The organism is Tenericutes bacterium MZ-XQ (assembly GCA_002838205.1).
Classification (GTDB): Bacteria; Bacillota_I; Bacilli_A; order Acholeplasmatales; family Acholeplasmataceae; genus Mariniplasma.
In genome coordinates, this window is the sequence record CP017950.1 from 1,350,849 (window position 1) to 1,372,430 (window position 21,582).

The following is a 21,582-nucleotide window of genomic DNA, read 5'->3' on the forward strand; positions in this document are numbered from 1 at the left end:
ACACGTTAATGTGTTTCAATGCTTAGTACACCTTTGATTTCTAAATTGAAATTAATAACTTCAACTGTTTTTTCTTCATCTAACGTGATGATTTTACAACCTCTTGGTTCAATACTTTGCTTAAAGATATCTTCATCATTTAATTGAGACATCTCAATAATCATAAAGACTCCCGTATCTGTACCTACACCATCAAAAATACCGTCTCCACCTTCAGTACGCATTAAGTATAATAGGACATCATCAAGCTCGATTTTGTGAAATTCATTCATATCTTCATAAAATATATGCCATAACTTTTTGATGAATTGATCGCCTTTTTCTGTTTTTCTAATAATATATGCTGGATCACCTATAAAATATGTTCCTTTAGATAATGTATATGTCATCACGATTCTCCTTGATCATTGTTATAAATAAAGATGGTTTATAACTTACAACTTCTTCTTCAGGTTCAATCAAATCATCTATCGCCATGTTTTCCCAAATCAAATGGACATATTCAGGTTTATCAATAAACGGATTTCTATTGCCTTGATAATCATAAATGACGTTATTTCTATTTCTTTCAAAGGCATCTACTGGATCTTCTTTGTGCCATTTAAGTAAAACTGATAATTGTCCCATTCTCGCACCTTCCGGTGTGTAATGCTCTGATTCATCAAGTAATAGTTCTAAGTTGTTAGTAAGTGTTAACTCATTATACATCACAGCCATGTAAAAGATGATTCTTGCGACATCACCCTTATGATCATCACCAGGATAAAACCCGCCACCTTCTGTTATATCTGCTTCTCCACTACCTTCTAAATAGAAACGATCAGAACGACTGCTATTAACTCTTGGTGTAACTGCTCTTAAGTTATGAAGATCAGATGCAATACTTCTTTCACTTTCAGTAACTCTATCAACACCTAGTCTAGAATTTGGCCAAACATGTTCACGATGCCAAGATGTTGAATCCCAAGTTCTTGGAGCTAGTACACCATCATAAACATTGTATACTTTAGTATCATCATCAAGCGATACATCGCTATTTGCTAAGAAATTCTTAGCTTCTGCGTAACTCGTTCTTGTGATATTATCATTTAAGATATCATGAAGTTTTTGTTTTAGTGCTTCATTAATCAAATCATTTGCACCATCATAATAGTCGTTATCACTCACATATGTATAATAATAATAACCATCTTCATTTTGGTTTGCACCATAATTCATTTCTGGTTCTAAACTAAGTTCATTATAGAAAAAATAAGTTATAAGTAATATAATAACTGCGCTAATAACTCTAAAAAGCGTATTTTTCTTAGAAAATCTTCTTCTTGGCATAAATTTATCTTTCCTTTCATTTCGTTATTATATCATAAATACTCTTTCAGTTTAATGTCTATGCCTTAAGCATTGACATTTCATTTTTATTCATTTATAATTTTATTGCATGTTCATTTATGCCCCCATAGTTTAATGGCAAAACGCAGCAATGGTAATGCTGAAATACAAGTTCGATTCTCGTTGGGGGCACCATTAGATGATAAATCGAACTATATGATATACAAAGGATATATTATTTATAGATTCGTATTTTGATAAAAAAACAATCAGCTAACTCCCCCCCCCAGGCTGGTTGTTTTTTTATTATCTATCGAAACGTGGATCTATAAAATTAAGAGTAGTAATAATTGTACTTAAACCATTCTCTTCATTTAATACTTCTTTTACTTTAGCAATACATACTTGAGAATCGACAAAATCCTCTATTTTAAGAACCGTTCTCTTTGCTAACTCTCCAACTGTATAACCTTGTTGATCTGTAACTCCAAATCCTGTTTTATATTCTTCATCTTCTTTTAGATATAGAACGTCACCAACTTTTAAATAGCTAATTCTATCTTGTCTATATGTTTCATCATCAAACTTATCAACATTTACTAATTTTGCATCAACACTTGTAACATACTCACTATTTTCTATATCAATACTTCGATAAAATGCAATTTTTATCTTAGCAAATTTGTTTTCAATATTTGCATTTATAAATCCAATGTGAATGTCGATATCTTCTACGTTAGCATATTCTTTTATGCTTGCTGCAACTTCAGGATCAGTCACTTCAAAAATGAATTCATTATCCTTATCAGGATTAGCTATAAAGAAAACTTTATCATCTTTTATCTCATAGTGAATTTGATATTCTATATTGGTTACATTTAGATTATCTGGTAGTTTAAAATCTCTCTTATATCTAAATTTTCTAATCCATTTTCCATTTGCAACCGTTGGATCACCATAGTGAGAAAAATCAAATACCTTTTTTTCCTCTCTTCTATTAACATGCTGCTCATTTTCATAACTGTAATTTTTTTCAGTTGAGTGAACTTGTTTTTTGTTTTTTGATTTCTTGATAAAATATCTAATCACAAAAACCATTTCAAGAGTAAATAAACCAGTCATTAAGAATGCTACTATTGTGTTACCAGCAGTTTCGCTATTTTCATCAAATAAAAGGGAAAAGACTATGATGAATATCCATATAGAAAGATGAAATATTATTTTGTCTCTTTTTGATAATTGATCGTATACTTTCATTTTTTCTCACCACCATCTTTATTTCTAATTAAATCAAAGAACAATGGTATGAAAATAGCAGTAGCAATCAGATGGAAAACATCTCGTGTAGCATTGAATTTCATATGAAATGGTTCATCAATTGTTGTTCTAAAGTCTAATTCTGCTAAGTGGAAAAATGAGAACATTACACCAATTAATAAAACCAATATTATTCTTTTCCAATGGATATGTTTGTTTAAATAACTGTTTGCTGCTTCAATCTTATTTTCATTGGATTTATTATACTTATCTCTAGCAAGTTCATAAATAAAATACATGTAAGTTATCAGTGCAACATAAGCAATCCCAACAATTCTCAGAAACATAACAAAAGCAATGTTCTTATCTGCAGAAAAGTCAAACATTCCTAGTAAGTTAAATATTTCAGTAGGATCCATATATGCTAATACCATTTCGATCATAACAACAATAAGTAATAAAAAAGGCACGAAAGATACTGTAATCAATAATTCGCCGTTAATTTTGCTTTTATCATCAAGTAGTTCTTTAGCTTTTTGATTAAGCATTATATCGTAAGAAATGATTGCAAAAAATGATAGAAAAGCTGATGTAATTACATATTTTTGTGGAACTTCTGTGATTATTAAAACCACATAAACAATAAAAAGAGCAATAACTAAACCAAGTCCAATTCTCCTTTTTATCTTGTACTCATCTTTCTGAATTTTTTCATTAAAGTATAGCAGTTTAAGCGGAAACATCCATACTGAAAAAATCATAACAATAGCAATAGATCCAAATATTTGTGAAAATGACATATAAACCCCCATATAGTTTTTCTTTAATTATAATCTAAAAACAAAAAAAAGCAAAGTTTCTATATGACTTTGCTTTTGGTTTAATTAGATGATGTTGTTTTCGATTAACAACTTGATTTCTTCAATGGTGTGTTCTAACCTTTGATTTCTTTCTCTTAGAGTTTTGTTTTCTGCTTCCAGTTCAGCAACTCTAGGATCCTCTTGAGGCTCTTCACGAACTTCTTCAGGTTCTTGAACTGGTTCTTCTTCTGAAGGTCTAACTTCTCCTGATAGATCAACTGGTTGAACACTTTCTTCCTGAAATGAAGTTTCTTCTTGTTCTTCCTCTACGGGATCTTCAATCTCATCTTCTTCAGGATCTGCAGTAATAACAATTTCTTCAATTGGTTCATCTGCTTCCTCTTTGATTTCTTCAAGTTCAGCTTGGCCAATACTTGACATAAGGTTTTCATATTGCTCATCATTAATGTTTAAGATGATTTTAACTTCTTCAGGTTTTAACTGAACAGCAGTTTTTTTCTCATCATCATATCGATAAGCACTTGTTGCTGATGCAACACCAACAGCAACTACACCATTTAACTTAGCTTCTTCTTGAAGTTTTTGTAAGTCCTGGATGTTTTTGATTTGACCATATATTCTCATTTCAATACCTCCATCAACTTTAAGTTCTCATCTTCAAGTAACTTAATGCGTTCATTAACAGATGCTTTTTGCGTTTCGTAGTTGCTCTTGGCAAGTTCCTGATCTGGGGTAAGTTTACCACCATATTCTTTTTGTCTTGCTAGTATAGGTAATAGATAAGCATTGTCTTTTTCAATTAAATCAAGTTCTTTTTTGGCTTGCTTGATTTTTGCGTTATTTTCTCTAATCTTATTTTTGGCTTCTAACTTTCGTTTTGCTTGATCGCCAACTTCTTTACCTTTCGAGAAGATACCAGGTGATGAGACAATACCCATCAATAAGAAGTAATATTCAAGGTTTTCACCAATGACTTCTAACTCTGGCATAAATGCTGAAGCAATCCCAAGAATCACTAACAGCAACGTTGCAACCAATGAAAACCATTGTTTCTTCGTTAATGTTTTCAAATAATCTTTCATTGTTTTTCCTCCTATGATAACAATGTCTATAAGTTTCAGAATAGATTCACCTTTTTTCTGTGGATCTTTCACTAAATTGACCGTATTATTGGTCTTTTCAATCTGCAATATCTTGTTTATGACTTCTTTTTTCTTCTTACGATGAGTCAAAGCTTGATATGTGCCTATCCAAATCAAAATGATTGATGATATGTAGAATACTTTTTGCAGCATCAATAGTTCAATACTATCAATGAACTTTGAGAGTGTTGCCATAAAGACTCCACCTATCAATCCCCAAAACTCTTTAAAAAACTTAATCACATCACAAGTACCTCATTTCCAGTAGTTTTATTGAGTTTTCTATCCAGTCAATTGTTTTTCCTACTGGATCTAACCCTAAGATGAATTGTGCGAATATAAACCCACCTATTAGGAGAATGCCAAATGCCATGACTCCTGCCCAATAATTTCTAGGATCAAAGGCAAATGCTCCTATCTTCTGAAAAGTCTTTAGAAACCATTCAAAGAATCTATAGATGAAGTAAATAAATGTCATGAATAAAACGATGTAATACATAATTCTTAAAACTTTAGGAAGTTTTGCTCCTAAACGATAAGCAAATCTATCGTGGATTTTTGGTGGTTGAATTGGTACCTGGTCCATTATGGTGTTACCTCATCTGTAGGTGTAGTTTCATCTACTACTGGTTCTTCTACAACAGGTTCAGTAATAGGTTCTTCTACTGGATCTACAGTCTCTTCAATTGGTGGTTCTGTTGTTTCTAGAATTGCTAGTTTTTGCTCATCTGTCTTTTCATTCCAGAACTTATCCATGACAGCTCTCATTCTTATTTGTTCTGCTTTGGCCAATTGCATCTGATCATAATAGTTAGTCTCAATCTTTTGGACAAACTTTTCCTCCATAACACCTACATCATCGCTTACAGCAATAACTTCAGCTGTCATATACTTTCCATTAGCTTCATAGCCTTCAGGAGCATGAATGACTACATGTTGTCCTACTTTTACATCAATCGATGTAGCAAGCTCAATTTCAGCGTTGTAGCGTTGAATCAATACTTTAATCTTTTTCATACTATAGTTCCTCTCTTAGGTAGATTGTATATATATCAAGGACAGCTCCTATTCTATCTGATAAACCCAGTTCATTGACTACATCAAATGTAATAACATTGTTTGTCAGTTCTATCTTTGCAAGTTTTAATGGAGATCTCTCAATTTCTCTTTCAATAAACATGGAATTAATCTCAGTTCTGATGAAATATTGCATCACTTCAGTTCTTCCTGTAGTGACATCTCTAACTTGAAATACAACTATAGGATTGTTTGAGATTAAACTGTAGTCGATGGTTTCTCCTTCTAGTAATTGAGTGATATATTTATGTTTTGCATCCCAAGTATCTACTTGCTGTTTTAAGCTGAAGATGAAGTCATCACGATTTATGGACTCACTAGATCCTGCTTCAGGTTGTTCATGAACTCTAACTTTGAAATTAGTGACATATTTTTCTTTGATATCACCATCATAGATGAGTGGTGATATTATCATGTATCCAGGAATAGTCATTGCATATGTTAAGTCTAATGTTGGGATTTGTTCAAGCCCAAGATCGTATCTAAGGGAAGTGCCATCTGCCATAATAAGATCCACCCATTTATTATTATCTTTATGGATGGTCTCAGAGTAATCGATGTATAACTTAGTTGCATTATTCTCATTATCAACTGTGAATGATTCTTGAGTTAATGTTGCATACCCACCATCAAAGCATTTTATATGTATTTCTTTCATGATTTAATGACCTCCGTAAATCTTGTTTTCTTAAATCCTAGCTTAACTTTCTTCTCCCCATTTTTAATTTGAATCTCACTGATAGGAAGAGTTGCAATATTGTTCATCTTGTCATATACAGTGACTTGAGCATTTAATCCTAGATTTGCTAATTCAATTGGGTTTAAAACCTTGTTATCTGGAATAATGACATTCTCATTGTATCTACTATTTACAAGCTCATATATAGCGTTAAATTGAGCCTTATAGAAGAACTCTTCAGCATATATCTTAGTTTGAACAGGATAGATCTGATTTGCTGGAGCAATATATTCCTCATAGACTTGATTATCTTTACCTAAATAGAATGCTTTTTCTGGGATGTTTTTGGGTTCTCTAGGGACTTGTCCTATTTGCCAATAATAATAATTAGTACCATCATATGATCTATAACCAAATCCAAATGGTGGTACATTACCTTCATATGTCGGTTTATCTGTAGGCTTCATATACCAGGGATGTTCTACTTTTGGTGTATCAAATAGGTAAATCTCTACTTCATCTTGTAGCTTTTCCTTAGCAAGTTTAAATGAATCTTTATAGACATCTGCCATTCCATTGACTTGTGTTGTTGTAATATCTTCTTTGATAACAATTCCAAAAGATATATAATCAGGAAATCCTTTGTCTGTATATAGTTTAGTAACATCTAAAGCTATCCATCCCTGACCAAAATCAGTGAATGGTACTTTGTCGCCAAGATGATTCATTTTGATGTACTCTGAAGGTACTGAGTTTGTATCTAATCTTGCTGTATAGTATTGCCCTGTACTGATATAATCAAATGACATAAAGGATTTCTTAAAGTCAAAGTATTCGTGATACGGAATGAATAGAATTGCTTTTTCTTCGTTTGATAAAAGTGTCTTTGCTGTTGATGTTAAATATATGTTTAAAACATTGTATTGCTTAATACCTATCATGAGTGATCCAATATTATGAGATGATGTAGGATTAAAGAAGTCACTTGAACTAAAGTTATCGTTCTTCCCTGCTCCTGTCATTTTTTTATCTGCAGGTAATGAATTATAGTATGCTGCATTAGATCTCAACCATACTATTTCATCTGTATATTCTTCTTCTTGTTTATCAGCTATAGTCGCAATACATTTATTAATCTTTGTATCTGTTTTCGTTGATTCAAAGATAAAGTCATCAAGTCTTATGGTTTCGCTATGATTATTAGTTTCTATAGATACATCGATCTCTTTTGTGATTTCGTTAAATACTGGAATAATGAATAGTCCAAATGTTACAAGATAGACTTTTAAGAATTTAAGTGCGTTCGTAGTAAACACCTGCCCTAATAGATTAGATATGTATGCTGTATCTGTTGTGATCGTTGGAATTGTGAAGTTTAACCCAGGATAATTGTTGCTAAAGTTATTAAAAACTTTGTTTAAGATTGTAGTTACCTGGAGATTAACGCTTATCATATCAGCATAGAAATCTAGCTTAATTTCTGTGTCAAAGATACTTTTAAAATCAATACCTTTAAATGTCACTAATTTATCATTTTGTGACCATGAATTAACATAGCCTGAATATATGTATGTGTCATCATCTTCTTTAGCAACAAAGACTAATGGTTCATCTAGTAGTTCATCAGATAAACCTTCGAACTTTGATGTGTCTTTATCGTAGACTCTTCTTGTAATATCTTCTTTAGCGTTTCTAATGATGCCACCATAGATGATTTCAGGCATACCATCAACAAGTAAATCCCAATAATAAGTATAAGTTGGAGCTTCTTGTTCACAAGTGTAGTAGATAGTTCCTAGTATTGGATCTATATCAATACATTGTTCACCAATGGTACAAGTTCCTACAGGTGGACTAGTTGAGCAAGTTCGTAGTATACCTCCTGGGTTTTGTTGACTTCCAACCCATTCACCATCACCAACATTATCTTGATATCTTAAACATTTCCATATACTACCTCTACTACCTTCAGCTGTTGTGTTGTAGTTACTTAAACTTGGAGTTGCTGCAGGTGGTGTAAAGATGGTATTAGGATTGTTTTTATAAAGTGTTACATACATTAATCAATCACCCATTTCTTAACAGTGATTGATGGACTTGTGATTCCTGTAGTCCATATAAGATGCTCTGTGTCTTTTGGAAGAGAGATAAATGATATTCCTTGAATAAAATCAATGTATTGATATCCATTGTTGATACCATTAATTAAGATCTGTTTTGTTTCTGAGTTGTAATAGAAGTTAAATGGTTTAGTAACTGCTGTGAAATCAAACTTAACTGTCTTTGTTAATCCTGATGTAGTTTCTTCAGCTTCTATATATACAATGTTTGTATTAACAGTTCCAGATACAACCAACTTTAAATCCCAATCATGAGTGTTTTTAATTGTGAGTGAAGATCCTTGTTCTAATGTGTAAAAGGGTGTTAATCTTTTGAAATCAAACTTTTCTTTTAGATATCTTCCATCATCTAACTCTGTTTTAGGTGACTTGATAAGTCTTATATCAGAATATCTAACACCTTTGCCATAGTCATAAGATATAATGCCTTCATTACCAATGATGAAGTTCATGAGTTGATTATATGAATCATAAGCATTTTTATAAACTCCAAAGAGTAAATTTACATTCATGTTCTCAAAGTCTAGCTCATGGCCATATACTTTTTTGTTGATTTCTAGGAATGCATAACGATTGCCGAAGCCTGTAGGATCTGTAGGTACGTAGATTTCAGGGTATATGACAATGTTTTTAACTAAGAGATAGTGAGCTAACATCGTGTCAAGTTGTTCTTTTGTGATGAGTTCATCGAAGTGTTTGATGTTTAAAGCGTATGCGTAATCGACTTCCATAACTTTGCCGTTTGCTGTTGCACTATCTACGTATTGATGATGTAAAGCCATAGTTGTTAAATTGTACGATGCTGTAAATACACCACTTATTGTATTATAAACATTTTGAAGATAACTAAAATTAAATCTATACTCAGCAGTGAATGGACCACTTGTGAATTGAATATAATACGAAGATGGTGCTTGTGCAGTAGTTATTTTTGCTTTTGCATTATAATAAATCTTTTCTCCGCTCAATGCTTCAAAACTATCATTATATGTCCTAACAGTTGCATTTGCTCCATCGCCTGTAATTAGTAAGTTATTATTTAATTCGCTTAATGTTGAAGCAAATGTAGTCCACCCATTAGTGCCATCATTAAAATCTGGATTGGTTAATAACTGAAATTCTTCAAATATATCAGCATAAGTCAGCACTTTCTTTGTGATGTTCTTGCGTGCAACGTATAATGAGTAGTATTCTTCTAATTGTGCTTGAGATAGATTATCAATGCCTAGGCGAGATATATTTATGAGTTCTGAGTAATCTGCAGTAAATACTTGAGATTGTGCTGTTGTGTAATAAAAGCCAAAACCAAATCTTAAATTTCCCGTGTTTCCATTTACATTAGTTGCTGTAAAAATAAGACTTCTTTCGAACCAAGTGTTCGCCTGATGAATACCATTTGTTGAATATATATTTCTCACATAAGAAGTTGCTTGATTGTTGCTCCCGTTGTAATATGCAATCAAATAACTAACATTTTCACTGGATTTTACTCTAGACCTATGAAAATACTTATCTCCAGCAATCAATGGTTCAGAAGTCACTTGTCCAAATGTTGCAATAGTTCCTCCTTGCACAGTTGCTAATAAATGTTTATTAACGCTATCATGAGATAAAAGAAATTGCAAATAATTACTCCAACCAGAAACATTTTCTTCGAAATAAGGGTTTGTTAAAATGTTCCCCTCTTCAAACACTTCTCTTAACGTATGCCCATTCAGTTCAGCAATCGGATCATCAATAGTCTTATTCGTATATGCAACATCATACTTTGATTGACCTTGTGGTAAATAAGTATATCCAGGTACTTTTGTACCAGTTTTAAAATAGTCATAAATCTTTTGCCAGTAATCTAAATAATGTTGTGGAGGTGTAACACTATAAACTGGTGCATCTTCTATGATTTCTTTAATCGTATAACCTTCATACACAACTGTATAAAGGTTTGCAACTTCATAGTTCTTATTTAATATCTTAAGTTCTCTCATGTTAGTAACCCTCCACTAGCATAGTGTTTATTTTTTCATATATATCATCATAATCTAGCTCTCCACCATAGTTCTCAACTGTTAAGTTAAATGTGATCTCTTTTGTTGAATAATCATTAGTGGTTTGAACATTGTTATTAGTGACTTGCTGACTTGTGCTATTGTTGATTGCTTGATTCACTGGGATGTTATTCGAGTTATTGATAGCTGCTTGTGTTTCTGGTAATTGTCCAGTCTCAAGCTGAAGCTTAACATTTTCTATCTCTGAAATAGTAAATCCAAGCTTGTCTCCAATCTTGTTTATGTTTTGAATAATCTTGTTAATGAAGTCAATTGCTTTATTTACTGCCATACCTACAAAGTCCATAATCTTTTGAATGAATGTTTGAATACCTTTGAATATATTTATATATAGGTCTGACATGAATTTAAAACCTTTTGAAAGTGGTCCGAGTATAAATCCTAGTACTGTTTGTAAAACGCCTAATACAACGTTTAATACAGGCACCAATACATTCGTTAAAACTTGGATGAATGGTGATAGTGCTGTAACTAAGAATTGTATTTGCAATGCAAGTTGATTTCCTAAGACATCTATCAGTGGCATTACTGCCTTTAAGACTGTTTCAAATAAGTTTCCAATAACTGATAAGATAGGCATTAAAGCACTGCCTAATGTTGATACAAGACTATTAATTGAATTTCTAAAGTTTTCATTGGTTGAATAGAGTAATGCAAATACAGCTGCTATTGCTGCTATAGGACCTAACGATACTCCAAGTCCTCCTAGAGATGCTCCAAGTTTTGCAATAACACCAATCATAGATCCAACACCTGAAGTAAGCTTTCCAATAATAAGTAAAACAGGAGCTAGTGCTGCAGTAAATGTTAAGATACCTAATATTAATTTTTGTTGGTCCATAGTTAACCCTTGAAAGAAATCTCTTAATCTTTGAAATACTGGTACCACTTTAGTTTCAATGACATTAGCCATAGCTTCCATGAGTGGAAGGAAAGATGCGCCAATCTCATTTTTAACCAATCCAAATTGATACTTGATTCTATCCATCGTATCTTCAAATGCATCAAGATCATTTACAGTATCTTCAGATAAATAACCTAATGATTGAAATTGTTCACCTAAAGCTTTAAGACCCTCACCACCATCATTTAATAATGGAATGATTTTAGATCCCATACGTGTACCAAATATTTCATTTGCTAAATAAGCTTGTCTAGTTGCATCTGACACATTCGCAAGTGAATTTACAATTTTTTCAAAGTTTGCTTCCATACCAAGTGATGCTTCTTCAGCAGTTATATCAAGTTCCTTTAAAGCAGTTGCTGTAATATCTTCTTCACCTTGTGCTAAATGTGCTAATGCACCTTGCATTTTAGTGACTGCATTAACAAATTGCTGTGCTTCAACATCAGTCTGATCTGCAATATATAACCATTTTTGAAGTGCTTCTGCCGATATGTTAAGTTGTTGTGCTGTTGTACCAATATAATCTCCAGCTTTGACAGATGAAGCTCCTATTGCAGTTAGACCAGCAATCACAGATGCAGCTGCTGCACTGAAAGGCATCAATGCTTGTCCTGCTTTTGTGATTGAGTCGCCTACATTTTTAAATCCATTAACAAGATTATCAATCTTCATTTGATTGATTTCTTGAAGTTTTTGTTTTAATTGAACTGCTTCAGCTTCAGTTTTAATAAGTTGTGAATTAAGATTTTGATATTCAGTACTGTCAACTTTACCTGCAGTTTCTAAATCTTTTAATTTGTTCTTAAGAGCTACTGCTTTACTGTCAGTTCGTTCAATGGCTTCTCTCATCATACGTTGTGCTTCAGCATATGTCTTACCATCAAATTTTAACTCTAATGCTTTTTGAAGGTTTTTAGAATCTTTAACCAGTCTTTTAGTCTCAGCATCATATTTTTTTGTATTCGCACTGATTAATACTTCAATGGATGATCCACCTTTTGCCATAATTTCACCTTCTTATAATTTATTCCAATCTTCAACTGTTGCTTTTCTTCGATCTATTCCTAATTTATCAAGTCTTTCTCTTTCTTTATCCTTCTTCATTTGCTCTAAAGCTTCGATATCATATTCAATAATCATCGATTGAAGATCTGAATAATTGAGAGTTTCCATTAAGCCATAAGGAATACTGTAATCATTTGCTCTTTTTACTACTTTTAAAACAGAAGGCACGGACCCATTCTGTTCACTCTTTCCGATGAGTTCATCATAGAGACTGTTTAATATTTGAGCCCGTGCTATTCGTTTTTTGAGGCAAAAGTACCTACTTCCTGAATGACTGCAGATATCTTATTCACAACAGTTTCGATATTCGTAGAATCAAGAATTCCCACAAAATCATCAAAACTTGGTAACTTAGGAGAATTGATAAAGCAATATAACACTCTGAGTAAATCTGTTAAGTGTTTAGATGCTGTTTTCTCATCTTTAATCCAGTCACTTACAACAGCAACCATAGATGATAAATCAACACCATTTTTAAGTTCTTGAAAGTGTTTTTCCCAATTAAGATGTGCTTTAAAAGAGGTATCAACATTAACAATTAATTCATCTTTTTTACTTACAAGCTTTTCACCTTCATATTCATATGTAGCTGTTGGTATTTTTATCGCAATCATATTATCCTCCTACTACGCTGCCATCTTAGGTACTGGAACTGCTGCTTCAAATGTTGCATAATCAGCATCACCAGGGACTACTGACATTTTAGTAACGTTTAAATCATTACCATTTGTATCTTTATAAACAGCTGCACCTAGATTGTCCATCATCTTTTCACCAAGAATAGTTAATGGAATTTCAATGTTATTTAAATTAACTGAATCTTTACTTTGTGTATGAGTTTCTGAAGCTTTTCCAGAAGTAACATTTAAGATCCAAACTTTCTTAGTTTGAACAACACCATCTAACAGTTTTGATACTTCAAAATAAATAGCATGTTCAACACTGTCTCTTTGAGTGATATCTGCAACAACACCACCATCGATTAACATCTTTCTCTTCATGTCAATCTCATATTGTTGTGGCATTTGAACAAGAATAAGATTTCCTGTTAAACCTTTATCACTTGTGATTTCACAAATGATTTGGCCATCACCATAAACATGAGTTGAAGAGTAAGTTGATTCAAGTGCAATACCTTCAGCATATGCTAAATCTTGAACTGCACCATAACTACCATCAGAATTACGAACTGCGTATTTAACATTTTTAATACTAAATTCAATTTCTTTTGTTTTTGGCATAATTACGCTCCTTTTTTAAATTCTCTTTTGAAAGCCTCAATCATTGCAGGCTTGCTTTTTCTTGCTGTACGTTTAATAAACCCTTTGTATGGTGAAGAAACAGCATGTTCAAGGTATGATGCAAGCGGAACTGATTTGCTATTACCTTTCTTATCTGATCCTCCAACTTTTTTGGAGTTCTTAACGTACCTTACACCTTTATAATCTTTTTTGATAAACCATGAATCACTAAAATGTGGAACTGAATCACCTTTTCCAACAGCTTGAGATAGGTTTCTTCTAAGAACTTCAGCTGAAGCATCAAGACCTTTTTCAATTTGTGGTCTTAATGTCTTGTCTTTAAATTCTTTCAAAATATCTTCAAGTTGTTTTTCAATGCTATCAGACATGATAAGTAAGATCTCCTTCGATTGTTCTAGTGAAATACTTACTTTGTGTGTCATAGATATTACCAACGAGATTATAATTAATTCCATTACTGATTAATATTGAAGCAATGTTGTTATAGATTTCTTTAACTTCACTGCTTTTTTTACTGTTAATATAGATTTCAAATGTGGCTTCTCTAAGGATTGGTGTACCATCGCCAAATGAAATTGACTCATCATATACTTCTTCTTGAATAACAATATACTTAGATGGTTTCTTATCGTTATCTTCATCCTGGTGTTCTTTATAAATCTTAAGAGTTGTAGATGCTAATGGTTTCAATAATTCCCAAAGTTTTGTATCAGGATATGGCATTTTCAATCAACTCCTTTAGTTCTTCATCGGTTGCAACAGTTAGGTTTAATCTAACCTTCTCAAATGATTCACCTTTTGCAATGTTATTAACCTCATAAACTTCAGACATATTTCTTGATTTTATGTAGATAAACTTATTATTTTTATATGCTTGTTTAAAGATTTGTACGGTTGCGACCAGGTTGACATTGTTTGAATGTGCATTCCAAAATGTATTAGCACCAACTTCAGATACTTCACCAATAATTTTTTTATATGATTTAACCGATTTTATACGTTCACCATTAATTGGATCTTGTATAGTTTCGATATCAAATAGATAAATAGTTGCATTAGATTGCATCAGGAATCACCACATATCTCAGTTTTTGTACATTGGACAAATACACTGGAGAGGTTTGAAACTCTCCAGGTACCATTTTTAAATTGTCCATGACAAATTGAACTAGGGCAACTACTGACAGTTTATTCGTAAAAATAACTTCATCTTTTACACCAGCTTGCTGAAGATCAGCAATACCAGCTTCAATAAGCATTTCAATACGTGCATTTGTATCTTCATCAGAAGTATCAAACCCAACTGCATATGTTATTTTTGCTTTGTTATCAATCATAAATTGGTCTTTTGTCATAATAATCACCCTTTATCAAATATTATTTAGACAGCCGCAGTCTTTAAGAAAACAAATCCTGAAGCATCTGCTACTTTACCATCTGCGATTAATGTTGATTTTTCAATCCATTCATCAGTTGCTTCATCATAGTATTTTCTATATGTTAACTGAAGATTTGAATTTAAAATCCATTCTGATAAATCACCAAATACTAACCATACTGTGTTTACTGCAGCACCTTCTAGATTTGGTAGATAATCAACAATCTCAACAGGATATCCTAAGAATGTACGATCTTGTTTGCCACCGATACCCATTGTTACACGTGCTACTGGTTGACCAGTTGAATCAACCATACCAGCCATATAGCTATCCCAAGTTGCTTTAGATACATAAATTGCATTTCCAGCTTGTTGAGAATAAGCATTCTTGATTTTTGATATGAATTTCTTCATCCAGCCATTATATGTTGCATCTGCTGTACCAAATACATATTTTTGACCAGCAACTATTCTAGGATCATTTAAGATACCTAAAGGTTGCCCAACACCAGTACCACTAAATACTGATGCTTCAACAGCTTTAATGATTGCTCTTGTGATTGCTCTAGCAATCATTTGTTCAAATGCATCAAGTGTTGCAACGCTAGCTTCTAATGAAGTTGCAATGCGAACTTGAAGCTTGTAATAACCAAATGATACATAAGTATCCGCTTGAAGTTTTTTCTTCTCAGAAACCGCACCTTCACCGACCCATGCAGCTTCTGGTTTTAATGAACTAATTGCAATTCTTACTCCACCTGTAACATTAGCACGAGTAATTCTTTGGAATACATTACCATATGTTTCAAGTTCTTCAATCACTCTATTCATGATTGTAGTAGGAACTAACGCTGATACATCAGTTGTAGTGGTTGTTGCATCTGCTCTTAATTCTGCAGGTACAGTTCCACCATTTCTAACATATGCCATGAATGCCTTACGGTATTCTTTTGTAGCTCTTGGATCTAAATCATCTTCACCATTCAAACCAGATGCACTTCTTTGATTGAAGTTAGATACATCAGTAATCTTTACTGGTATTGTAGCTAATGCTTTTTGAAGAGCTGTTCTTTCTTCATTCAAAGTGCCATACTCTGTTGTAAGAGTATTGATTTGTTCTACATTTTCTGCAGTTTCAATTTCTGCAGCAATTTCATTCATTCTTTTTTCTTTTGCATTAATTTGTTCTAAAATTGTCATTTTATATTTCCTCCTAGATTTTTAATTTTGAACAATGCTTTTCTTTTTGCTATTTCAAGTTCTTCACTGTTCACCAACAATGCTGATCGAGCACTCTCCAGTGCTTTCTTTTCGTTCTCCAACGTATCAGATTCTTGTCTAGCATATATTTCAGTGTCTCTGTAGGCTGGGAAGTTCACAGCACTTACTTCAAAGACTCTTGAAATCTCGGTGATTTTTCTTCTTGGCACATCTGCTTCTAAGTCGCTCCACTCATGAGCAGCAACTTGAAACATAAATGACATACCATCAACATCTCCACGCTTTACAGCTGAATGAAGATTTTTGGCTTCTGTGTTATTTGCAATATCAAGCTTTGCAATAACTTTCAAGCCCTTATCATCAACGGTAAGTTGTAGGGTTGAGTTTTCATTGTTTCTTCTAGATCTTGCTAATGCAAGTTTAGTATCATCATGATTAACTAAAAGAACAACATCTTCTAATGCCTCATCTTTAATGGCATCTCTAGCAATGGATTCAATCCACCAATCATTACCAATAACAGTTTCTGACTCAAATACTACTGCATAACCTTCTATTGTTGCAGTACCATCATCGGTATTTTCTTCTACATTAATATCAACTAGATTGAAAGCTCTTTGAGCTCTTATTTCATTGTCCAGTTTCATCGTTATCCTCCTCGTTATTACTAACTTTATTTTTTAACTGATATGCATCAATAATGTCTTTACTAACAAAGTTTAATGAAACTCTATCTTCTCCACCATCAGGTTCATATCCTATGAGTTCTCTTTGTTCATCCCTGGAGATGTAATTTTGTGGACCCATGAGCTTGATGATTTCTAATTTTGTTTTCATAGACAAATGATTCACCAATTTGTCATAAACTTTTATTTGATTATCATGCTGTCTATCAATATGTTTGAATAAAACATAAGTTGCAGCTTGTTCAATCGCAATCTTGAATGGTTCTATATTCTTCTGATACAGTGTTTGCCATTCGTTCTCTGTCGCATCACCAGTTAAAATCTTCATTGATACACCAAAGTTCATTAAAGCGGTTTTCTCAAGATGCTCTAAGACTTTCTCATCAACAACTTGTGATGATATATTCATAGGCTCAAACTTGCCATCTACTCCAAGAGTTGCAAATGCACCGTTACCTGTATTCAAGTTTTGAATAAACTCTTCTTTAAACTGATCCAGTGCTTCTTTACCCATTTGTGACTTAGCACTTAGAACACCTTTAAGTTGCATCGATGTTTCTAATGCTTTTGGCATAAGAGTTGTAACCTGGTCATAGATTTTTAATTTCTTGAGAAGATCGGCTCTATTCTCTTTTCCAAAATAGTAATCATCCCCATAGTGTTTTCTAAAATGAATGACATCATTATAGGCTACGCTATAGATTCCACCATTTACGATTTTGAATACGATCATATAACTATTCGTTTTTTCATCGTATATCATATCTTCTGACTCAGAATTGATTGGAAAGATTGATTCTAATTTAGTTGTTACACTGCCATCACCAAACTCATATTGTTTGTATTCTGGAAACCAATATGCATTTTCTTTAACTTCCAACCTATAAGCTGTCCAGTAAAGCATATCTTTTAAAGTCATTAGCTGATTTGGTTTACCCATAAACAGTTTATTTATGTCATCTTTGTTAGGAGTGACTAAACCATTTTTAACTTTCACTGATTTAAGAATCATTTTTGATGACTCTTCAGCTATCGTATGGATACAAGCTCTAACAACTGATGCCTCGTACACATTAATATTTGGTGATGAAGATAAATAATTTTTATAACTATATGCATGAGGTTCTGTCTTACTTCTAAATACTGATTTTAAATAATCTAAAAATCCCATTTTTAATCACCACCCATATCCATTAGCGTTTCAAAATCTGCTTGATACATTGATTTCACTGCATATGCAATCATCATACTCACCGCTCCATCTATTCTTGTTGTTGATGACTGTACTTTTACAGGCATTATCAACCCTGAATTATTTGTTTTAACAGCTACATTCATTAAATTCCATTTTGTGAGTTCGTTGTTTTGATAATTCACATAATGATCTTTAAAGTCAGCTCCTAAGGATCTCATCGGATTACTTAAAACTGAATAATCCATTCTTATCTTTTCTGTAACACCTTGACCAAACTTGTACTCTAAATCTTTAATAAGACCTTTTGCGTTCCATTGGTCATATCCAAACTTGAATGGTTTGAGTTTATATTTTTCATATAACTCCCAATACCATGCTGTGATTGCTTCATATGTAACTTCATTACCAGGAAGAATTCTAACTAATCCTTTTTGAGCTAGACTGTGATAGTCTTTTCTTTCAAGGTTTGTTCTATTCTCACTATTGGCTTTTGATTCTGGTATGAAATACATGACTGAGAAAAACTTCTTCCTGCCTTTTTGAATGAGTATTGATGCGGCTGTAAGGTCTGTAGTTTCTGACAAGTCGATGCCACCTACATAGAAACTTTCTCTAAAATCTTCTAAATCAAATGATTCATCATTTTCTATCTCATTGTGTAATAACCATGAGATAGCTTTGTTTTGCTTCATATTGAAGTCTTTGCATAAAATGAATGCTCTGTCTTCATTAGATGATCTTGCTTTCTCAACGTTATCTTCTAAGTACTCCCATTGTTTGATAACTCCCATTGAAGGATTTGACTTCCACCATGAGTTTCTATCAGTCCATATTTCATTTTCGTTATCTTGGGTATATAACCAGGGAAGCAATGATTCATCATCAATTTCTCTTTTTAAGACTTTTCTTGCATAAGCTAAACGCTTATCTAAATATCCATCATCGACAATACCTTCAGTAGTAATTTCAATGATGATTGGATCTTCAACAACTGAAGCTGATTGCCATATACTCATGAAGATTGTATTTTCACGCATCTCATGAACCTCATCGATGACTGCTTTTGTGATGTTACGACCTTCTTTGTTTTTCTGTCTTTCTGAAATCTTAAAGACTCTCGATCTGTTCTTAATGTTTTTGAGTCCTTTTTTGTTTCTATGTGTATGCTTACCATCAGGATCGATAGCTTCTCTCATACTATCAATCTCCTGGAAGACTAGATCTGCTTGTGCATCATCATTTGATGAACAACATATATCTTGACCACCACTGCCTATAAACAAGTCAGTATTACAATCAGATGCCGCAAGTGTTGTTTTTCCATTCTTACGTGCGATTAATAATAAAATTTGTTTGTACTTTCTAATACCACTAGATTTTTTAAAGCTATAGATGACTTCGAGTAATGCTTTCTCCCACTTCATCAGCTTTAATGGTTTTCCATAAAATCTATTCTTAGATTGTTTACATAGTGTTTCAGTAAACTCTATTCTGATATGAGCATCAGTTGGATCATACTCATAATGTTTTAAATCTTTATAACAGTTGTGTAGTACTTGTTTCATCTCTTGGCCAACAAACCAACCTTTTTCGAATACCATCTTGTAGTAGTCAAGGAAATAACTAAAGACTCCATTAATGGTTGTGTTTTCAAGATTGACCTTATTCATTGTCTATCCTTTTTCTTTTCTTAAAGGCTTCTATTGGATCACCTGATTGTTCACCACTAGTTTCATTACCCATGATTTTATTTAGTACTACTATCTGATTTGCATACACTTGTTTTAGTTTAGTAATAACTTTAGCTGCTTCAGAAATCCTTTGTTTAGTTTTATCTGTAGGATGTACAATGACTAACGGTAAATCATTTAGTTTATCAATGTGTTTTTTCGTATCAATTAAATCTAATATAAAATCTTTATTTAATTCATAGACATCTTTCATATCTCTAGATTCAAATAGACCTTTATAATCTTTTAATTCCATATGATCTCCTTTGCTTAACTTTTTGAACCATAACACCTTTTTTTGATTGGAGTCATTTTTCAAAAATATTTTTTTTCAAAATTTCGGTTGCGAGGAAAGTTACCTTGCTGGGGGGCTAACAGCACTACCCATTTTCTTCATCAACAGGGGGGGTATACTGTGAGAACCATCTATTAATGTATTCTTGCCATTCTACTTTGTATTGCTTTCTATAGTCATTAACATTTTCTAAACGGTTTAAACATTCTTCTTGTGTTGCATCCATAAGGATTACTGCATCTACTTGTAAGTCATTGATGATTCTATCTCTATCAAATGTATTTGGATAACCACTAATGATCCAAGCTGTCTTCCATTTACCATATCTTGTCTTGATGTGGTCAAGTAACAAATCCCTTACACTGAAGAGATTTCTTTTAACTGCTGGCACTTCTTGATATGTTGGCATTAATGTGATTGCTTCTTGAAGCTTGTCAAGATCTACTACTATATCACTGTATCCCTTGTTCTCTTTGACATATGTTGTCTTACCGCTTAAAGGTGGACCAAACACTAGGATCACTTCTTTATGTGTAATAAATCTTCCATGCTCTTCATTATGGCACTTATGACAGATGACCTCTACATTATCTTTATTAAGTGATTTGGAATAATCATCATAATCACTACCTTTTAAGTGTTTGATATGATGCACTTCTAACTGTGATGTATCTGTGAATACCTTATGGCATCTATTACATACACCACCATTCTCTATGATGACTACTTCTCTAAATGATCTCCATGTTCTACTTGTATAAAACTTATGTCCTGGCATTACCAATCATTATCCTCTTTTAGTTTGTGTGCCTTCTTCTCTAGTTCTAGCTTCTTAACCTTGAGTTGATGGTCCATTGGATTATCAGTGACAGGATCTTTAGTATCCTTTGTATAATGCTTAAGAAGTTTCCATGCAGCACTCTCAGAAGGTGGATATTTCTTATGTACTATCTTTCTAGTAACCTTTATCTCGTTCTTTTCATTAAGTACTTCATTCTCAGTAACTTCTGCTTCTTTCTCTTCATATCCTAATGCTAGCTTGAGCATTGCATCATACAACTCAGGTACTAATACTTGACCTCTATATTTTCTTGCTTCAAACAATGCTGCAGATAAGATACCATATTCTCTCTTGTATTTAATCCATGTGTTTTTGGATATACCTAATCGAGTGTATATTTGTGTCTCTGTAGCATTGGTGTGAATAATCCAATTCTTTATCTCAGGTATTCGGATTTTAACTTGTTGCCATTTAGAGTCTGCCATATAATCACCTTCGTTTTTGTTGCGTAAGTTCATACCCCATATAGGATTAAACGGTTATCTAATATTTTGAAAAAAAATAAATAACC

Annotated in this window: 26 protein-coding genes and 1 tRNA gene; 1 reads left to right on the forward strand and 26 read right to left on the reverse strand. The window is 32.8% G+C overall.

The window, feature by feature from the left end; all coding sequences use genetic code 11:
• Window positions 1–5: 5 nt before the first annotated feature.
• Window positions 6–389 (reverse strand): hypothetical protein, encoded by a 384-nt coding sequence (locus BK011_06605; protein ID AUD65374.1) that lies wholly within the window; start codon window positions 387–389, stop codon window positions 6–8.
• On the reverse strand, window positions 370–1,329 hold the full coding sequence (locus BK011_06610) for a hypothetical protein (protein AUD65375.1): 960 nt from the start codon (window positions 1,327–1,329) through the stop codon (window positions 370–372). The genes BK011_06605 and BK011_06610 overlap by 20 nt, the downstream gene beginning before the upstream one ends.
• A gap of 121 nt (window positions 1,330–1,450) precedes the next feature.
• Between BK011_06610 and BK011_06615 the strand changes: the two genes are divergently transcribed.
• Window positions 1,451–1,524: transfer RNA gene (locus BK011_06615), tRNA-Thr, on the forward strand.
• Between the two features lie 111 nt (window positions 1,525–1,635).
• On the opposite strand, the gene BK011_06620 is transcribed toward BK011_06615, so the two are convergent.
• The 24 genes from BK011_06620 to BK011_06735 form a co-directional block, all read right to left on the reverse strand.
• Window positions 1,636–2,586 carry a hypothetical protein gene (locus tag BK011_06620; protein AUD65376.1) on the reverse strand — a complete coding sequence of 317 codons (951 nt, stop codon included), beginning with the start codon at window positions 2,584–2,586 and terminating at the stop codon, window positions 1,636–1,638.
• Complete coding sequence (locus BK011_06625; GenBank protein ID AUD65377.1) at window positions 2,583–3,386, reverse strand: hypothetical protein; 804 nt, start codon at window positions 3,384–3,386, stop codon at window positions 2,583–2,585. Before BK011_06625 ends, BK011_06620 begins: the two co-directional genes overlap by 4 nt.
• Window positions 3,387–3,470: 84 nt before the next feature.
• Window positions 3,471–4,031, reverse strand: a complete 561-nt coding sequence (locus BK011_06630) for a hypothetical protein (GenBank protein ID AUD65378.1) — start codon at window positions 4,029–4,031, stop codon at window positions 3,471–3,473.
• Window positions 4,028–4,744, reverse strand: a complete 717-nt coding sequence (locus BK011_06635) for a hypothetical protein (protein ID AUD65379.1) — start codon at window positions 4,742–4,744, stop codon at window positions 4,028–4,030. The genes BK011_06630 and BK011_06635 overlap by 4 nt, the downstream gene beginning before the upstream one ends.
• Before the next feature lie 49 nt (window positions 4,745–4,793).
• Window positions 4,794–5,135 (reverse strand): hypothetical protein, encoded by a 342-nt coding sequence (locus BK011_06640; GenBank protein ID AUD65380.1) that lies wholly within the window; start codon window positions 5,133–5,135, stop codon window positions 4,794–4,796.
• Window positions 5,135–5,566, reverse strand: a complete 432-nt coding sequence (locus tag BK011_06645; protein ID AUD65381.1) for a hypothetical protein — start codon at window positions 5,564–5,566, stop codon at window positions 5,135–5,137. Before BK011_06645 ends, BK011_06640 begins: the two co-directional genes overlap by 1 nt.
• A 1-nt stretch (window position 5,567) precedes the next feature.
• Window positions 5,568–6,284 carry a hypothetical protein gene (locus tag BK011_06650; protein ID AUD65382.1) on the reverse strand — a complete coding sequence of 239 codons (717 nt, stop codon included), beginning with the start codon at window positions 6,282–6,284 and terminating at the stop codon, window positions 5,568–5,570.
• Window positions 6,281–8,365 (reverse strand): hypothetical protein, encoded by a 2,085-nt coding sequence (locus tag BK011_06655; protein AUD65383.1) that lies wholly within the window; start codon window positions 8,363–8,365, stop codon window positions 6,281–6,283. The genes BK011_06650 and BK011_06655 overlap by 4 nt, the downstream gene beginning before the upstream one ends.
• Complete coding sequence (locus tag BK011_06660; GenBank protein ID AUD65384.1) at window positions 8,365–10,410, reverse strand: hypothetical protein; 2,046 nt, start codon at window positions 10,408–10,410, stop codon at window positions 8,365–8,367. Before BK011_06660 ends, BK011_06655 begins: the two co-directional genes overlap by 1 nt.
• Window position 10,411: 1 nt before the next feature.
• Entirely contained in the window at window positions 10,412–12,403 is a 1,992-nt protein-coding gene (locus BK011_06665; protein ID AUD65385.1) for a hypothetical protein, read from the reverse strand.
• A 12-nt stretch (window positions 12,404–12,415) separates the two neighbouring features.
• The gene (locus BK011_06670; protein ID AUD65386.1) at window positions 12,416–12,631 is read right to left on the reverse strand and encodes a hypothetical protein; all 216 of its coding nucleotides are present in this window, start codon (window positions 12,629–12,631) and stop codon (window positions 12,416–12,418) included.
• Window positions 12,632–12,696: 65 nt separating this feature from the next.
• Window positions 12,697–13,077: a hypothetical protein gene (locus BK011_06675; GenBank protein ID AUD65387.1), complete on the reverse strand. Its 381-nt coding sequence runs from the start codon at window positions 13,075–13,077 to the stop codon at window positions 12,697–12,699.
• Between the two features lie 12 nt (window positions 13,078–13,089).
• Window positions 13,090–13,704: a hypothetical protein gene (locus tag BK011_06680; protein ID AUD65388.1), complete on the reverse strand. Its 615-nt coding sequence runs from the start codon at window positions 13,702–13,704 to the stop codon at window positions 13,090–13,092.
• A gap of 2 nt (window positions 13,705–13,706) precedes the next feature.
• Window positions 13,707–14,093 carry a hypothetical protein gene (locus BK011_06685; GenBank protein AUD65389.1) on the reverse strand — a complete coding sequence of 129 codons (387 nt, stop codon included), beginning with the start codon at window positions 14,091–14,093 and terminating at the stop codon, window positions 13,707–13,709.
• Window positions 14,086–14,448, reverse strand: coding sequence for a hypothetical protein (locus BK011_06690; protein ID AUD65390.1), 363 nt, complete (start codon window positions 14,446–14,448; stop codon window positions 14,086–14,088). Before BK011_06690 ends, BK011_06685 begins: the two co-directional genes overlap by 8 nt.
• On the reverse strand, window positions 14,435–14,791 hold the full coding sequence (locus tag BK011_06695) for a hypothetical protein (GenBank protein AUD65391.1): 357 nt from the start codon (window positions 14,789–14,791) through the stop codon (window positions 14,435–14,437). Before BK011_06695 ends, BK011_06690 begins: the two co-directional genes overlap by 14 nt.
• Window positions 14,781–15,080, reverse strand: coding sequence for a hypothetical protein (locus BK011_06700; GenBank protein AUD65392.1), 300 nt, complete (start codon window positions 15,078–15,080; stop codon window positions 14,781–14,783). Before BK011_06700 ends, BK011_06695 begins: the two co-directional genes overlap by 11 nt.
• Before the next feature lie 26 nt (window positions 15,081–15,106).
• Window positions 15,107–16,303: a hypothetical protein gene (locus BK011_06705; GenBank protein ID AUD65393.1), complete on the reverse strand. Its 1,197-nt coding sequence runs from the start codon at window positions 16,301–16,303 to the stop codon at window positions 15,107–15,109.
• Window positions 16,300–16,971 (reverse strand): hypothetical protein, encoded by a 672-nt coding sequence (locus BK011_06710; GenBank protein ID AUD65394.1) that lies wholly within the window; start codon window positions 16,969–16,971, stop codon window positions 16,300–16,302. The genes BK011_06705 and BK011_06710 overlap by 4 nt, the downstream gene beginning before the upstream one ends.
• Window positions 16,955–18,181: a hypothetical protein gene (locus BK011_06715; protein ID AUD65395.1), complete on the reverse strand. Its 1,227-nt coding sequence runs from the start codon at window positions 18,179–18,181 to the stop codon at window positions 16,955–16,957. Before BK011_06715 ends, BK011_06710 begins: the two co-directional genes overlap by 17 nt.
• 2 nt (window positions 18,182–18,183) lie before the next feature.
• Window positions 18,184–19,875, reverse strand: coding sequence for a hypothetical protein (locus BK011_06720; GenBank protein AUD65396.1), 1,692 nt, complete (start codon window positions 19,873–19,875; stop codon window positions 18,184–18,186).
• Window positions 19,868–20,191 carry a hypothetical protein gene (locus BK011_06725; protein ID AUD65397.1) on the reverse strand — a complete coding sequence of 108 codons (324 nt, stop codon included), beginning with the start codon at window positions 20,189–20,191 and terminating at the stop codon, window positions 19,868–19,870. The genes BK011_06720 and BK011_06725 overlap by 8 nt, the downstream gene beginning before the upstream one ends.
• 124 nt (window positions 20,192–20,315) lie before the next feature.
• Window positions 20,316–21,008, reverse strand: a complete 693-nt coding sequence (locus BK011_06730) for a hypothetical protein (protein AUD65398.1) — start codon at window positions 21,006–21,008, stop codon at window positions 20,316–20,318.
• The gene (locus BK011_06735; protein ID AUD65399.1) at window positions 21,008–21,496 is read right to left on the reverse strand and encodes a hypothetical protein; all 489 of its coding nucleotides are present in this window, start codon (window positions 21,494–21,496) and stop codon (window positions 21,008–21,010) included. The genes BK011_06730 and BK011_06735 overlap by 1 nt, the downstream gene beginning before the upstream one ends.
• Between the last annotated feature and the right edge of the window lie 86 nt (window positions 21,497–21,582).

Excerpts from the sequence above, each read along its gene's own strand:
- BK011_06735 (AUD65399.1), bottom strand. The coding sequence starts at position 21,496 with ATGGCAGACTCTAAATGGCAACAAGTTAAAATCCGAATACCTGAGATA.
- BK011_06690 (AUD65390.1), bottom strand. The coding sequence starts at position 14,448 with ATGCCATATCCTGATACAAAACTTTGGGAATTATTGAAACCATTAGCA.
- BK011_06715 (AUD65395.1), bottom strand. The coding sequence starts at position 18,181 with ATGGGATTTTTAGATTATTTAAAATCAGTATTTAGAAGTAAGACAGAA.
- BK011_06700 (AUD65392.1), bottom strand. The coding sequence starts at position 15,080 with ATGACAAAAGACCAATTTATGATTGATAACAAAGCAAAAATAACATAT.
- BK011_06655 (AUD65383.1), bottom strand. The coding sequence starts at position 8,365 with ATGTATGTAACACTTTATAAAAACAATCCTAATACCATCTTTACACCA.
- BK011_06625 (AUD65377.1), bottom strand. The coding sequence starts at position 3,386 with ATGTCATTTTCACAAATATTTGGATCTATTGCTATTGTTATGATTTTT.
- BK011_06680 (AUD65388.1), bottom strand. The coding sequence starts at position 13,704 with ATGCCAAAAACAAAAGAAATTGAATTTAGTATTAAAAATGTTAAATAC.
- BK011_06665 (AUD65385.1), bottom strand. The coding sequence starts at position 12,403 with ATGGCAAAAGGTGGATCATCCATTGAAGTATTAATCAGTGCGAATACA.
- BK011_06720 (AUD65396.1), bottom strand. The coding sequence starts at position 19,875 with ATGAATAAGGTCAATCTTGAAAACACAACCATTAATGGAGTCTTTAGT.
- BK011_06610 (AUD65375.1), bottom strand. The coding sequence starts at position 1,329 with ATGCCAAGAAGAAGATTTTCTAAGAAAAATACGCTTTTTAGAGTTATT.
- BK011_06650 (AUD65382.1), bottom strand. The coding sequence starts at position 6,284 with ATGAAAGAAATACATATAAAATGCTTTGATGGTGGGTATGCAACATTA.
- BK011_06620 (AUD65376.1), bottom strand. The coding sequence starts at position 2,586 with ATGAAAGTATACGATCAATTATCAAAAAGAGACAAAATAATATTTCAT.
- BK011_06675 (AUD65387.1), bottom strand. The coding sequence starts at position 13,077 with ATGATTGCGATAAAAATACCAACAGCTACATATGAATATGAAGGTGAA.
- BK011_06710 (AUD65394.1), bottom strand. The coding sequence starts at position 16,971 with ATGAAACTGGACAATGAAATAAGAGCTCAAAGAGCTTTCAATCTAGTT.
- BK011_06695 (AUD65391.1), bottom strand. The coding sequence starts at position 14,791 with ATGCAATCTAATGCAACTATTTATCTATTTGATATCGAAACTATACAA.
- BK011_06685 (AUD65389.1), bottom strand. The coding sequence starts at position 14,093 with ATGTCTGATAGCATTGAAAAACAACTTGAAGATATTTTGAAAGAATTT.
- BK011_06660 (AUD65384.1), bottom strand. The coding sequence starts at position 10,410 with ATGAGAGAACTTAAGATATTAAATAAGAACTATGAAGTTGCAAACCTT.
- BK011_06640 (AUD65380.1), bottom strand. The coding sequence starts at position 5,135 with ATGGACCAGGTACCAATTCAACCACCAAAAATCCACGATAGATTTGCT.
- BK011_06725 (AUD65397.1), bottom strand. The coding sequence starts at position 20,191 with ATGGAATTAAAAGATTATAAAGGTCTATTTGAATCTAGAGATATGAAA.
- BK011_06645 (AUD65381.1), bottom strand. The coding sequence starts at position 5,566 with ATGAAAAAGATTAAAGTATTGATTCAACGCTACAACGCTGAAATTGAG.
- BK011_06630 (AUD65378.1), bottom strand. The coding sequence starts at position 4,031 with ATGAGAATATATGGTCAAATCAAAAACATCCAGGACTTACAAAAACTT.
- BK011_06635 (AUD65379.1), bottom strand. The coding sequence starts at position 4,744 with ATGGCAACACTCTCAAAGTTCATTGATAGTATTGAACTATTGATGCTG.
- BK011_06605 (AUD65374.1), bottom strand. The coding sequence starts at position 389 with ATGACATATACATTATCTAAAGGAACATATTTTATAGGTGATCCAGCA.
- BK011_06730 (AUD65398.1), bottom strand. The coding sequence starts at position 21,008 with ATGCCAGGACATAAGTTTTATACAAGTAGAACATGGAGATCATTTAGA.
- BK011_06705 (AUD65393.1), bottom strand. The coding sequence starts at position 16,303 with ATGACAATTTTAGAACAAATTAATGCAAAAGAAAAAAGAATGAATGAA.